Below are 12,763 nucleotides of genomic sequence, written 5' to 3'. Positions count from 1 at the left end.
GGCTGGGTGACCGCGGAGACCGCACTGGTCGCGGGCGACCCGGCCGCTGCGCTCGCTGCCGCCGACGAGGCGCTGGCCGGGGCGCGGGCGCTCGGGTCCGCGCGGCACGTGCTCAAGAGCCGCCTGGTCCGGGCGGTCGTCGCCGGGGTGGCGGGGCAGGTCCGGGCGGACGTCGTCGCCGAGCTGGACGCGGTGGCCGCGGACGCGCTCGTACACGGACTGCTACCGCTGCACCGCCCTGCGCTGCTCGCCCGGGCCGACCTCACCGGGCCGGCACCGGGGCCGGACGGGGCACCGGACCCGGCCGGAGGTGGTCCGGATGCCGTACCCGCTCGGCCGCACCGCGGGCGCCGCGGGGCCGATCGGGCGATGCCGGAGGCCGGTTCCGGACCGGTCGCCGGAGCGCGACACGCCGGAGCGTCACCATTCGATACGCGCGGTCGCCGAGCGGGTGCGGAGGGTCGCCGACATGCGGTGTTGCACACGGTGAGCGTCCTCTATACGCGAAGTGACCGTAGCGGGCGAGAACTGCTGCGGGAGTAGTGCCCGGAGCCGGGCCCGGACGATGTACCGTACGGACTACTCCATTCGGCGACGCTTCACCCACATGACGCTGATGCACGTGGGTCAGAGCGCCGAACGGAGGGCACAAAATCGCCCCGACCGTGTCAAGGTGAGAGTGTCACCCGCCGATTCGGAGGGTGAAGAATCACCCGGCTGCAGGAAGCTGCAGGAAGGAATCGTCGTGACGACGGTACTCATCTGCGACGATCGTCGCAGCGTCCGCGAGGGACTGACTCGCGTCATGTCCGCGGTCCCGGGGGTCCAGCGCATCGACTGCGTCGCCCACGGGGACGAGCTCCTCGCCCGCTACGCCCGCCAGTCCGTCGACGTCGTCCTGGTCGGGACGCAGCGTGCTGTGCCCACCGGGGTGGAGGCCACCCGGCGACTGGTGGCCGCCCACCCGCAGGCCAACGTCATCGTCTTCGGAGCCCCGGACGACGCCGGCAGCATCGCCGCCGCCATCGCCGGTGGGGCACGCGGTTACCTGCGCTGGGACGCCTCGCGTCCCGAGCTGGTCGCCGCGCTGGCACACACCCTGGCCAGCACCTCGGTGCCGACCCCGCGCGTCCCCACCGACCCGGGGGTCCAGCTCACCGAGCGCGAGCTCCAGGTGCTGCGCGGGATGAGCCAGGGCAAGAGCAACGGCCAGATCGGCCGCGAGCTCTACCTCTCCGAGGACACCGTGAAGACCCACGCCCGCCGGCTGTTCCGCAAGCTCGGCGTCCGTGACCGCGCACAGGCCGTGGCCCACGGCTTCCGGCGCGGCCTGGTGTCCTGACCGGGCCCCCACCCGGAACGGCACGAGAACGCACCACCGAGCGACCGACCCCGAACCGGCCGCTCCACCCACTCGCCCGCGGGTGGGCATCGTGAGCCGGACCGACCCCCGCGGTCCGGCTCCACGCCCGGACATCCCCGTGTCCGGCCCACGCACCCGGGCCGCTGCAGGCCCCCGCGGCCCGCACCCGGGGCACCACGCCCGGGACCCCCGCCCCGACCGGCTCCGGCCGGCCCGGCGCCCGGTGACGGGACGCCGGTCGTGCTCCCCGCGACCGGACCCCGCCGGAGCGCGGCCGCCTCGGCGGGACCGATGACGGATCCGCCGGACGCCGTAACCGTCCGCGTCCGATCGGCCCTCGTCCGCCGAGCGGTCGGGGGGACGCCGGGAATCGACCTCCGTCGTCCCTCTCATCCCTGGTGTCACATGCGCCGCCGCAGCCCCGCGACCCCACGGCGACCCGTCCGGACTCCGCGCCGAACCGGGCGCGACCCGCGCCGGGCGGTCCACGGCCGGTGATCGGGCGCGGACGATCTTCACTGTGTCCGGTGACCGCAAATCTGCGGTGGGTGACGAACCGCTCGCCGACCGTGGCCGCCCCGTGGCCGTGTTCCGGCGTGGCCCCGCGCAACCCGGAACAGTGCACGATCGTCTGATCTGACATGGAGCGACTCCCGTCGGCGAGCCCCGCTCGGATACGGTGGATCCGAGCCGATCCCACCTGCGCGAACGCGGGTTGCCTCCACGATCGGATGACACTGCTGGAAGCTCGTAACGCCTGGGCGGTTCCCCACGATGAGTGAATCAAGAGACGTTCCCGACGAGTGGATCGAAGCGGCCATGGCCGGCGATCGGTCCGCGGTCGAGCGCGTTCTCGCCATGATTCGGCCCCTCGTCGTGCGCTACTGCCGCGCCCGTCTGGGGACCGACCGAGGGTCCGTCTCGGCGGACGATGTCGCCCAGGAGGTCTGCGTGGCCGTGCTCACGGCGTTGCCGGGGTATCGGGTGCAGGGTCGCCCGTTCCTCGCCTTCGTCTACGGCATCGCGTCCCACAAGGTCATCGACGCGCACCGGGCTGCGTCCCGGAACCGCTCGGAACCGATGGCCGACGTGCCGGACCGCATGGAGTCGTCCGACGGTCCGGAGTCCCGGGCCCTGCAGGTGGAACTGTCGAAGGAGATGTCCAAGCTCCTGGAGATCCTTCCGGACAAGCATCGGGAGATCATCGTGTTGCGCGTGGTCGTGGGTCTGTCCGCGGAGGAGACCGCGGCAGCCGTCGGCTCCACCCCGGGCGCCGTCCGCGTCGCCCAGCACCGGGCGCTGGCCCGGCTGAGGAAGATGATGAGTGAGGAGGTGGTCCGGGATGCGTGACCAGGGTCCGCACGGTCCGGGCTTCCCCCCGCCGCCCGGTGAGGGCTGGGAGCGCCCGCCCGCACCGGTGACGCGTGGCCGCTTCGGCGAGCCCCGCCCTCCCCGTACCAACGGCCACACCAACGGCCACTCGCATCCGCTCGGGCACCGGGGTCACCCGGTGCCGTTCGACGGGCGCACCGTCCCGCAGCCGGCCGTGCAGCGGCACGCCGCCCGCGCCGACGAGTGGGACGACCTCGACGGCGTCGAGGACGACGGCCCGATCGACCTCGTCGAGCTCCAGGCCGACGACGAGCTGATCAACGCCCTGTCCTCCGGGCTCGGCGTGTCCGGCCCCGGCCGGCGCGGCTACGACGTCGACGACCACCTGACCGCGATGCTCTCGTCCTGGAAGGACGAGGTCGAGCGCGACCCGATCCCGCAGCTCCTCGACACCGACGAGGCCGTGCAGATCCTGCAGCCGGCGAAGCCGTCGCGGAAGGTCTCCTTCCTGCGTCCGCTCGTCGCCGCCGCGGCGGTCGCGGCATGTGCGCTGGCCGTCGTCTCGATCAGTGCGCACGAGGCCCAGCCGGGCGACGCCCTGTGGGGTGTCTCCCGGGTGCTCTACAGCGAGCGCGCCGAACAGGTGCAGGCCGCGACCACGCTGCGCGAGGGCATCGAGCGGGTCAACGCCAAACTCGCCGCCGGGGACACCGTCGGTGCGCAGCAGGAACTCGCCGCGCTCGGCCCGCTGGTGGACCGCACCGCGCCCGACCTGCGCAACGACTTCGAGCAGCAGAACCGCTTCCTGAGCCAGAAGGTCGCCGAGACCCCGCCGGGCACGCCGACCGACCCACGGTCGCCGCTGCGCGACGGGACCCCGGCCCCGCCGCCCCCGGTCTCCGAGGGCGACGAGGACACCCCGGCGCCGGACCCGCGTCCGACGCAGGGAGCGACCACCCCGGGCGGCCCGACCTCCCCGGAGGGCACCACCGACCCGTCCGTGCTGAACGGGCCGGGTGAGACGTCGCCCACGACGTCGCCGTCGCCGTCGGAGACCTCGCCGACGACGGAGGGCCAGGCGGACCCGACGACGCCGACGACGGCGCCCACGACCCGGCCCACCGCTGCCGGGGAGGGACAGGCCGACCCCTCGGACGACACCACGCCCCCGCCGTCGTCGACGACGACCGGTGCAGTGAGCAGCACACCGAACTGACGCGGTCCGGTACGCAGCACGGCGACGGGCCCCGGAGGATCTCCTCCGGGGCCCGTCGTGTGTCTCTGGGGTGCCGCGCTCAGTCGGCGAGGGTCGCGTCGGCGTAGCCGCGGCAGTACTCCCACGTGACGTAGTACGCCGGGTCCGGGTCGTAGGCCGGCTCGTGCGGCCGCATCCGGCCCTCGTCGAGCAACTGCTGCAGGCTCGCGCGCAGCAGGTTCCACTCGTGGAAGTGCTGTTCGCCGCAGTCCGCGCAGTCGACGACGATCCCGCGGACGCCACGGCCCGCCAGCAGCGCCTGGTACACGGCGAGGTCCGCCAGGTCGGCCAGGATCTCGCCGCGGTCGGTCTCGTTCAACGGGGGGACATCGGAGTCACCGGAACCCGGCCACGGGCCGTCACCACGGTCGTCGTAGGCCTGCATCGAGAGCGCAGGGTCATCCGGGTCTCCGGCGAACGGGTCCGGTGGCAGCGCCTCTGGTGACACGGCGTACACGGTACCGGTGCAGGGGGGTCGGGCCCCGGCCCACCCCGGGGTGGTGGACGTACGATGGCGGCCTGCGGCGGGAGCCCGCCGTCAGCGTCGACCGCACCGCCTCGACAACACTGCTTCGACCGCAAGAGGAGCCCCGGAGAGATGACGAGCGAGATGGGCGGCCTGCCGGACAAGTTCGCGATGCTCGGACTGACCTTCGACGACGTGCTGCTGCTGCCCGCCGAGTCGGACGTGATCCCCAGCTCGGCCGACACGTCGAGCCAGGTGACCCGCCGGGTGCGGGTCCAGGTGCCGCTGGTCTCGTCCCCGATGGACACCGTCACCGAGTCCCGGATGGCCATCGCGATGGCCCGCGCCGGCGGTCTCGGCGTGCTGCACCGCAACCTCTCCCCGGACGCCCAGGCGGCCCAGGCCGAGGTCGTGAAGCGGTCCGAGGCCGGCATGGTGACCGACCCGGTGACCTGCAGCCCCGACGCGACGCTGGCCGACGTCGACGCCCTGTGCGCCAAGTTCCGGATCTCCGGTGTGCCGGTGACCGACGAGACCGGCCGGCTGGTGGGGATCATCACCAACCGCGACATGCGCTACGAGGTCGACACCGACCGGCCCGTGTCGGAGGTCATGACCCGCGCGCCCCTGGTGACGGCCAAGGTCGGCGTCACCGCGGAGGCCGCGCTGGGCCTGCTGCGCCGGCACAAGCTGGAGAAGCTGCCCATCGTCGACGGCGACGACATGCTGCGCGGCCTCATCACGATCAAGGACTTCAACAAGACCGAGCAGTACCCGCTGGCGACCAAGGACCCGGACGGGCGGCTCGTCGTCGCCGCCGCGGTCGGGGTCGGCGACGACGCCTACGCCCGCTCGATGCAGCTCGTCGAGGCCGGTGTGGACGTCCTGATGGTCGACACCGCGCACGGCCACTCCCGCCGGGTGCTGGAGACCGTCGCGAAGCTGCGCGCCGAGGTCGGCGACCACGTCGACGTCGTCGGCGGCAACGTCGCCACCTACGAGGGCGCCAGGGCGCTCGTCGAGGCGGGCGCGGACGCGGTGAAGGTCGGCGTCGGGCCGGGCTCGATCTGCACCACCCGCGTCGTCGCCGGGGTCGGCGCCCCGCAGATCACCGCGATCTACGAGGCCACCCGGGCGTGCGCCCCGGCCGGCGTCCCGGTCATCGGCGACGGCGGCATCCAGTACTCCGGCGACGTCGCCAAGGCCATCGCGGCCGGCGCGTCGACGGTCATGCTGGGCTCGCTGCTGGCCGGCACCGCGGAGTCGCCCGGCGAGGTCGTGCTCGTCGGCGGCAAGCAGTTCAAGACCTACCGCGGGATGGGCTCGCTCGGCGCCATGCAGGGCCGTGCCGGTGCCGCGGGCCGGTCCTACTCCAAGGACCGCTACGCCCAGGACGACGTGCTCAGCGAGGACAAGCTCGTCCCCGAGGGCATCGAGGGCCGGATCCCGTTCCGCGGGCCGCTGTCCTCGGTCGTGCACCAGCTCGGCGGCGGGCTGCGCTCGGGCATGGGCTACGTCGGCGCGCAGACCATCCCGGACCTGCAGCAGGCGCGCCTGGTGCGGATCACCGCGGCCGGTCTCAAGGAGAGCCACCCGCACGACATCACGATGACCGTCGAGGCCCCGAACTACGCCGCCCGGTAGTGACGGGGGCCCCAGCACCTTCCTGAGCAGCGCCGCTTAGGGTGGTGCCCGTGCGTGACCTCGTGGAGATCGGGATGGGCCGGGAGGCCCGTCGTGCCTACGACCTCGACCAGATCGAGATCGTCCCGTCGCGGCGGACCCGCAGCTCGAAGGCCGTCTCGACGGCCTGGCAGCTCGACGCCTACCGCTTCGACATCCCGCTGCTGACCCACCCCACCGACGCGGTGGTGTCGCCGGACTCGGCGGTGCGGATCAGCGAGCTCGGCGGGCTGGGGGTGCTGAACGCCGAAGGCCTGTGGGCCCGGCACACCGACCCGAAGGGCGCGCTGGAGCGTGTCGTCGCGGCGGCGACCGGCGACGAGCCGGACTCCGCGGTGGCGCTGCTGCAGGAGCTGCACCAGGCCCCCATCCAGCAGGACCTGATCACCGAGGCGCTGCGCCCGCTGCGCGACGGCTCGCACACGGTGGCGGCGCGGGTCAGCCCGCAGCGCGCGCGTGAGCTCACCCCGGCGCTGCTCGCCGCGGGCGTCGAGATCCTCATCGTGCAGGGCACGATCATCTCCGCCGAGCACGTCTCGGACGGCGAGCCGCTCAACCTCAAGGACTTCATCGCCGAGCTGGACGTCCCGGTCGTCGCCGGCGGGGTGGGGGACTACCGCACCGCGCTGCACCTGATGCGCACCGGCGCCGCCGGCGTCATCGTCGGGTACGGGCAGTCCACCTCCACCACCACCGACGAGGTGCTGGGGGTCGGGGTCCCGATGGCGACCGCGATCGTCGACGCCGCGGCGGCCCGCCGCGACTACCTCGACGAGACCGGCGGCCGGTACGTGCACGTGATCGCCGACGGCGGCATCGGCACCTCCGGTGACATCGCCCGCGCCGTGGCGTGCGGCGCCGACGCGGTCATGCTCGGGGAGCAGCTGGCCGAGGCCGCGGAGGCCCCCGCGGGCGGGCTGTACTGGACCTCCTCGGCGGCGCACCCGTCGCTGCCGCGCTCGGAGGTCACCGGCCTCGCGCGGTCCGGGCGGACCCTGGAGCAGGTGCTGTTCGGGCCGACCGACAGCCCGTACGGCACGACGAACCTGTTCGGCGCGCTGCGGCGGGCGATGGCGAAGACCGGCTACTCCGATCTCAAGGAGTTCCAGCGGGTCGGGCTGAACCTGCGTACCTGAGTCACCCCTCGGCGGTCACGGCCGCCACGAACTCCGCGGCCCGCTCCCGCAGCCCGGCCCGTCGCTCGTCGACGGTCGTGCCGGGGGCCGGCTTGAGCGCGGCCGTCGCCGTCTCGACGCGGACGTGCTCGGCGCAGGCCAGGTCGGCGCAGATGTAGGTGCCGACGGTGTCGCCCTGGCGCCCCTTCGCGCCGCGGCGCGGGGCGGCGAACAGCGCGACTCCGCCGACGGTGTGGGTGGTCCGGCACAGCGCGCACATCGCCGCCGCGCGGGTGGCGCCGGTGGCGGCGCGCAGCACGACACCGGCCGGGCCGTCGTCGGTGGGGACCAGCAGCACCCCGCGGTCGGGGGCCTTCGGGTCACGCCAGCCGCGGACGTCGTCGAGCCGGTCGGGGTCCAGGTCGCGGACCCACGCGGGCAGGACCATCCGCGTCGCCTCCCCCTTGGAGCAGTTGGTGAGGGCGCGGCGGATCCGGGTCTCGGTCGGGCTGGTCACGGCGGGCCACGCTAGGCGCCTGTCGCCGCGGGGGTCGAGCGGGTTTCGCGCGGTAGGTTCGACGGCGACGCCGTCGTCAGCCAGGAGGAGCCCGCCGATGAGCCGCCCCACCGCCGGAGCCGCCATGGGCGGTGGACGAGCCTTCGTCGACGCGACCGGGACCCCGGTGCCGCTGCGCGGACCGGTCGTGCGGGTGGTGGCGACCGACCCCCGGGTGGGGGAGCTGCTGCTGGAGCTGGGCGCCCAGCTGGTCGGCTGCGCGGGGGCGCTCGACGGTGTCGACGCGGTCGGCGACGACCGCAGCCCGGACCCGCAGGCGGTGCGGGCGCTGCGCCCGGACGCGATCGTCACCGGGACCGCCGACGGCCGGTACGACCTGGCCGACCCGGCCCTGCTCGGACGGCTGCGCGACATCGCACCGACGGTCGCCGTCGACCTGGGGCGCCGCGCCGCGAGCGCCGCGGACCTGCGGGCGCTGCTCGGGTCGGTGCAGCCGCCGCCGCTGCGCTCGCGCGGGCGGCACGAGGACTGAGGCTCAGCCCGCCAGGACGGCGCGGACGCGGTCGGTGACGGCCGTCAGGTCGTCGCGCACCAGGTTCGCCTGCGCGGTGAAGACCGACAGCTGCGAGGGGTCCAGCGCGAGCGCCCCGGAGGTCCCCGCGGTGGCGGCGGCGGTGCCGTGGTCGAGCAGCGCGGTCCAGGACGTCTGCGCGACGGCGTCGGGCACGGCGTCGTGGGCCCGTGCGGCGTCGATGGCGGCCTGCAGCCGTCCGCAGGCGACGGCGAGCGCCACCGCGTCCTGACGGCCCGCGGCGTCGGCGACGCGGGTGAAGCCGTCGCCGATCGCGGTGAGGTGGGTGAGCCCGCCGTTGTCGCGCCAGGCGGTCATCGCGACGACCGGGTCCCCGGCCCACAGCCCGGTCCCGGCGGCGGACCCGACCAGCGACGCCGCGACGGCCTGCGGCAGCGGCGGGCCCTGCGGCACCGTCGCGCCGGAGGCGGTCACGGTCCGCGGGGTGGGCAGCGGCGAGGTCGCCGACGGGGTCATGATCAGGCCCGCGGCGGCGATCGCCGCGGTACCGGTGGCGGCGGCGCACAGGAACACCGGCAGGATCCGGGTCCGGAACGCGCGGGCCCGGGGGACGACCGCGGCCCCGGGAACCGGCTCCGCGGACTCCCGGACCGGCTCCGCGACCGCGGGCTCGTCGACGGAGGGCGCTGCGGGTGCCCGCGCCGGGGCGACCGGGGCCGGGCTCCCGCCGAGCAGCCCGGTGGTGCCGAGCGCCCCGAGGCCCAGCGCGTCCACCCCGAGCGCGCCGGTGCCGAGCGTGCCGGCGGCCGGGCGGGTCTCCTGCTCCGGCGCGGAGCGCTGGGCGGGGACGAGCGGCGCGGCGGTCGTGGTGGTGGCGCCGTCGACGGCCGGGTCGGCGGGGGTGTCGCCGGTGCCGGTGGTGTGGCCGGTCGGGGTGGTGGCCATCGGGGTGCCTCCAGGTCGTACGGTGCCGTCCTCCCCCCATCGGAGCAACCGGGCCTCGCCGTTACGCCGTACCGCCCGGGGCCGGCGGGGATCATCAGGATCGACGAGACGGTACGGACGACGGGTGACCTGGATCGCCCGTTTACCCTGGTCGTGTGCAGACCCCGACCGTCCTCGTCGTGGACTACGGCGCCCAGTACGCGCAGCTCATCGCCCGTCGCGTGCGCGAGGCGGACGTCTACTCCGAGATCGTGCCCGCGTCCCTGCCCGTCGCCGAGATCGTGGCCCGCGAGCCCGCCGCGGTGATCCTCTCCGGCGGCCCCGCGAGCGTGTACGCCGACGGCGCCCCCGCGGTCGACCCGGCGCTGTTCGAGGCCGGCATCCCGGTGTTCGGCATGTGTTACGGCTTCCAGGCGATGGCCCGGGCGCTGGGCGGCGAGGTCGCCCACGACGGCACCCGCGAGTACGGCCGCACCGAGGTCGCGCTGACCGGTACCCCCGGCACGCTGCACGAGGGCCTGCCCCGCACGCACCCGGTGTGGATGAGCCACGGCGACTCGGTGACCGCCGCCCCCGCGGGATTCACCGTCACCGCGTCGACCGACCGGGTCGCGGTCGCCGCGTTCGAGGACACCGACCGGCGTCTGGCCGGCGTGCAGTACCACCCCGAGGTCGGGCACTCGCCGCACGGCCAGGAGGTGCTGCGCCGGTTCCTGCACGACATCGCGGGCATCCGCCCGTCCTGGACGACGGCGTCGATCATCGACGAGACCGTCGAGGCGATCCGTGCCCAGGTCGGCGACGGCCGCGCGATCTGCGGGCTGTCCGGCGGGGTCGACTCCGCCGTCGCCGCCGCGCTCGTCCAGCGCGCCATCGGTGACCGGCTGACCTGCGTGTTCGTCGACCACGGGCTGATGCGGTCCGGGGAGCGCGAGCAGGTCGAGAAGGACTTCGTCGCCGCCACCGGCGCGACCCTGCACGTCGCCGAGGCCGCCGACCGGTTCCTCGAGGCGCTCGCCGGGGTCACCGAGCCCGAGCAGAAGCGCAAGATCATCGGCCGGGAGTTCATCCGGGTCTTCGAGACGGCCACGGCGGAGGTGGTCGCCGACCACCACGTCGGGTTCCTGGTCCAGGGGACGCTCTACCCCGACGTCGTCGAGTCCGGTGGCGGCGACGGCACCGCGGTGATCAAGAGCCACCACAACGTCGGCGGTCTGCCCGACGACATCGAGTTCGACCTGGTCGAGCCGCTGCGCGCGCTGTTCAAGGACGAGGTCCGGATGGTCGGTGCCGAGTTGGGGCTGCCCGAGGTCATCGTCGCCCGCCAGCCGTTCCCCGGCCCCGGCCTGGGCATCCGCATCATCGGCGAGGTCACCCGCGACCGGCTGGAGACGCTGCGGGCCGCGGACGCGATCGCCCGCGAGGAGCTGACCGCCGCCGGGCTGGACCGCGAGATCTGGCAGTGCCCGGTGGTGCTGCTGGCCGACGTCCGCAGCGTCGGTGTGCAGGGTGACGGCCGCACCTACGGCCACCCGATCGTCCTGCGCCCGGTGTCCAGCGAGGACGCGATGACCGCGGACTGGACCCGGCTGCCCTACGACGTCATCGAGCGGATCTCCACCCGGATCACCAATGAGGTGTCCGAGGTCAACCGGGTCGTCATCGACGTCACGAGCAAGCCCCCGGGCACCATCGAGTGGGAGTGACCGGGGCCTGACGTAACAGGGGCGGGGCCGATGTCTCGGCCCCGCCCCGGCCAGCCCGGGCCTCGCGGTGTCCGACCCCCGTCGGACACCGCTGCCACGCGGGCGGCGGCGGGTCCGGCGGTGCTCCCCAGCCCGCCGGTTCCCGTGATGACCCTTCAGTCGTCCGATGCGGCCCGGGAGTTACGCACACTCGCCATCAGGAATGCGATCCCTGCCACAACGGCGGTCCCGGCGAGCACCCAGCGCAGGTCGACGACCTCCCACGGGGCGATCCCGAGGACCCCGCACACCGCGACCAGCAGCGACAGGACCCCGGCGACGAGGGCGAACGGGTCGGCGCGACGGGCGAGCGAGCTATCCACGGGTGACCTCCACGGTTCCCAGCTCGGCCCGCAGGTCGAGCTCCAGCACCCGGCCACCGGGTCCGTCCGGGCCGGGGTCGTTCACGGTCAGGTCCACGTCCTGCCCGGTGCGGGTCTGCCCGTCGACGGTCAGGTCGCCGGTGCCCACCGAGCTGCGGACGAGCAGGTCGGCGTCGCGCGGGACGCGGATCTCCACCGCGCCCGCGCCGACCTCGGCCCGGGTGCGGACCGGTCCGGTCGCGCCGGGCGTCGCGGTGAGGTCGAGGCGGGTCAGGTCGAGCTGGACCGCACCGGTGCCGCGCCGGTACTCCGGGGCGAGCTGCGCGACGGTCGCGGGGGCCTCGACGGTCTCCCCGATGCCGCCGCGCACGGCCCAGCCGTCGGGGCCGACGGCGTCGTTGAGCGGGATGGTGGCCGCCGTGACGAGCGCGAGCAGCACCGCGAACGGCACCAGCCAGCGTCCGGCGCGCCGCAGCGCGCCGACGACCAGCCCGACCCCGACGACGGCGAGCGCGGCCCCGGGGACGGCCGAGGCCGGCACCGCACCCGGTGCGGCCAGGGCGAGCACCCCCACCATCCCGGCGACGACGAGCGACACGGCCAGCGTGATCGGTGTGAGCGTCGAGCGGGGCGCCGGGGGCGGACCCGGCTCCGGTCCCGGTTCGGGCAGGTCCCAGGCGAACGGTGCGGCGCCGAGCGGGTCCCAGGCCGGTGGCGTCACCTGCGCCACGGTGGGGGCGTGCGGGTCCGCGACCCACGGCACGACGGGTGTCGGCGACGCGGCGGCCTCCCGGGCCCCGGGCCGGTTCCCCCGGGTCACGTGCAGCGCGACGAGCAGCGCGACGGTGACGACGGCGGGGATGACGCGGTCGGCGGACAGCACCAGCGGGACGGCCAGCAGCGCGGCCAGGACCAGCAGCGTCACCGACAGCGCCGACGACGGTCCGCTGCGCGGCGGGACCGGGCTGCCGGGCGGGCCGGCGTCCGGCAGGACCGCGCAGCCCGCCAGGTAGAGCGGGATGCCGGGGCCCACGATCGCGGCGACGACGAACCCGACCCGGACCAGCGTCGGGTCGATCTCGTAGCGGCGCGCGATCGCGGCGGACACCCCGGCGAGCTTGCGGTCGTCGCGCGGACGCAGGGGCCGGGAGTCCCACATGTCGCGCATGGTGTTCCGGGCCGTCGACGACGCCGACGGTGGTCGGCCGCTCCCGGGCAGCTGCGTCTGGTTCATGGCGTCGAGCCTGCCGTCCGGGCGGGCCCCGGCGTCTCGGGGAGAACCCCGAGAGGACCCCGGTCCCGATCCCGAGGGGATCCGGCGCGGGTCGTGTGACGATGGGGTCGTGAACAGCTCGGACCCCTCGACCGGTACCGCACCGGGGGCAGCGGACGCGCCGACGCGGCCCACCGACGCTCCGTGGGCGGCCCCGTCGCCCGGTGCCGCGCTGCCCGGCGCCGCCGCACCCGGGGCGACCGTGTCCGGAGCT

Annotated in this window: 13 protein-coding genes; 7 read left to right on the top strand and 6 right to left on the bottom strand. The window is 75.0% G+C overall.

Going from position 1 to position 12,763, the window contains the following annotated elements; all coding sequences use genetic code 11:
* On the bottom strand, positions 1 to 216 hold a 216-nt coding region (locus NH602_RS19765), incomplete at its 3' end, for a hypothetical protein (protein ID WP_253068577.1).
* 529 nt (positions 217 to 745) lie between these two features.
* Between NH602_RS19765 and NH602_RS19760 the strand changes: the two genes are divergently transcribed.
* The 3 genes from NH602_RS19760 to NH602_RS19750 all read left to right on the top strand — a co-directional run bounded on the left by NH602_RS19760 (position 746) and on the right by NH602_RS19750 (position 3,911).
* Positions 746 to 1,342 carry a response regulator transcription factor gene (locus NH602_RS19760; RefSeq protein ID WP_010225624.1) on the top strand — a complete coding sequence of 199 codons (597 nt, stop codon included), beginning with the start codon at positions 746 to 748 and terminating at the stop codon, positions 1,340 to 1,342.
* A gap of 795 nt (positions 1,343 to 2,137) precedes the next feature.
* On the top strand, positions 2,138 to 2,713 hold the full coding sequence (locus NH602_RS19755; RefSeq protein WP_073576432.1) for a sigma-70 family RNA polymerase sigma factor: 576 nt from the start codon (positions 2,138 to 2,140) through the stop codon (positions 2,711 to 2,713).
* Entirely contained in the window at positions 2,706 to 3,911 is a 1,206-nt protein-coding gene (locus tag NH602_RS19750; protein WP_100878714.1) for an anti-sigma-D factor RsdA, read from the top strand. Before NH602_RS19755 ends, NH602_RS19750 begins: the two co-directional genes overlap by 8 nt.
* 79 nt (positions 3,912 to 3,990) lie before the next feature.
* Here NH602_RS19750 and NH602_RS19745 read toward each other — a convergent pair whose 3' ends face one another.
* Positions 3,991 to 4,398, bottom strand: a complete 408-nt coding sequence (locus NH602_RS19745; protein WP_073576855.1) for a DUF5319 domain-containing protein — start codon at positions 4,396 to 4,398, stop codon at positions 3,991 to 3,993.
* Between the two features lie 150 nt (positions 4,399 to 4,548).
* Here NH602_RS19745 and guaB point away from each other — a divergent pair, with 150 nt between their 5' ends.
* Both guaB and NH602_RS19735 read left to right on the top strand, forming a co-directional pair.
* Positions 4,549 to 6,060 (top strand): IMP dehydrogenase, encoded by a 1,512-nt coding sequence (gene guaB / locus NH602_RS19740; RefSeq protein ID WP_073576430.1) that lies wholly within the window; start codon positions 4,549 to 4,551, stop codon positions 6,058 to 6,060.
* Between the two features lie 50 nt (positions 6,061 to 6,110).
* Positions 6,111 to 7,235 (top strand): GuaB3 family IMP dehydrogenase-related protein, encoded by a 1,125-nt coding sequence (locus tag NH602_RS19735; RefSeq protein ID WP_073576429.1) that lies wholly within the window; start codon positions 6,111 to 6,113, stop codon positions 7,233 to 7,235.
* Between the two features lies 1 nt (position 7,236).
* Here NH602_RS19735 and NH602_RS19730 read toward each other — a convergent pair whose 3' ends face one another.
* Positions 7,237 to 7,731, bottom strand: coding sequence for an FBP domain-containing protein (locus tag NH602_RS19730; RefSeq protein WP_073576428.1), 495 nt, complete (start codon positions 7,729 to 7,731; stop codon positions 7,237 to 7,239).
* Between the two features lie 97 nt (positions 7,732 to 7,828).
* Between NH602_RS19730 and NH602_RS19725 the strand changes: the two genes are divergently transcribed.
* Positions 7,829 to 8,263, top strand: coding sequence for a hypothetical protein (locus NH602_RS19725; protein WP_157818339.1), 435 nt, complete (start codon positions 7,829 to 7,831; stop codon positions 8,261 to 8,263).
* A 3-nt stretch (positions 8,264 to 8,266) separates the two neighbouring features.
* On the opposite strand, the gene NH602_RS19720 is transcribed toward NH602_RS19725, so the two are convergent.
* The gene (locus tag NH602_RS19720) at positions 8,267 to 9,208 is read right to left on the bottom strand and encodes a hypothetical protein (protein WP_179761839.1); all 942 of its coding nucleotides are present in this window, start codon (positions 9,206 to 9,208) and stop codon (positions 8,267 to 8,269) included.
* A gap of 155 nt (positions 9,209 to 9,363) precedes the next feature.
* On the opposite strand from NH602_RS19720, the gene guaA reads away from it, so the two are divergent.
* A complete protein-coding gene (gene guaA, locus NH602_RS19715; protein ID WP_253068576.1) occupies positions 9,364 to 10,914 on the top strand; it encodes a glutamine-hydrolyzing GMP synthase in 1,551 nt (516 codons plus the stop codon).
* 155 nt (positions 10,915 to 11,069) lie between these two features.
* Here guaA and NH602_RS19710 read toward each other — a convergent pair whose 3' ends face one another.
* Positions 11,070 to 11,276 carry a hypothetical protein gene (locus NH602_RS19710; RefSeq protein WP_100878710.1) on the bottom strand — a complete coding sequence of 69 codons (207 nt, stop codon included), beginning with the start codon at positions 11,274 to 11,276 and terminating at the stop codon, positions 11,070 to 11,072.
* Positions 11,269 to 12,510, bottom strand: coding sequence for a PspC domain-containing protein (locus NH602_RS19705; protein ID WP_100878709.1), 1,242 nt, complete (start codon positions 12,508 to 12,510; stop codon positions 11,269 to 11,271). The genes NH602_RS19710 and NH602_RS19705 overlap by 8 nt, the downstream gene beginning before the upstream one ends.
* Positions 12,511 to 12,763 lie beyond the last annotated feature (253 nt).

This window comes from Pseudonocardia sp. McavD-2-B (assembly GCF_024124365.1).
Classification (GTDB): domain Bacteria; phylum Actinomycetota; class Actinomycetes; order Mycobacteriales; family Pseudonocardiaceae; genus Pseudonocardia; species Pseudonocardia alni.
Note: the sequence above shows the minus strand (reverse complement) of the source record. Positions and strands in the feature narration are given on the sequence as shown.

What these genes read in the sequence shown, in the direction of transcription:
- NH602_RS19725 (WP_157818339.1), top strand. Translation starts at nt 7,829, where the DNA reads ATGAGCCGCCCCACCGCCGGAGCCGCCATGGGCGGTGGACGAGCCTTC.
- NH602_RS19750 (WP_100878714.1), top strand. Translation starts at nt 2,706, where the DNA reads ATGCGTGACCAGGGTCCGCACGGTCCGGGCTTCCCCCCGCCGCCCGGT.
- NH602_RS19705 (WP_100878709.1), bottom strand. Translation starts at nt 12,510, where the DNA reads ATGAACCAGACGCAGCTGCCCGGGAGCGGCCGACCACCGTCGGCGTCG.
- NH602_RS19720 (WP_179761839.1), bottom strand. Translation starts at nt 9,208, where the DNA reads ATGGCCACCACCCCGACCGGCCACACCACCGGCACCGGCGACACCCCC.
- NH602_RS19755 (WP_073576432.1), top strand. Translation starts at nt 2,138, where the DNA reads ATGAGTGAATCAAGAGACGTTCCCGACGAGTGGATCGAAGCGGCCATG.
- guaB (WP_073576430.1), top strand. Translation starts at nt 4,549, where the DNA reads ATGACGAGCGAGATGGGCGGCCTGCCGGACAAGTTCGCGATGCTCGGA.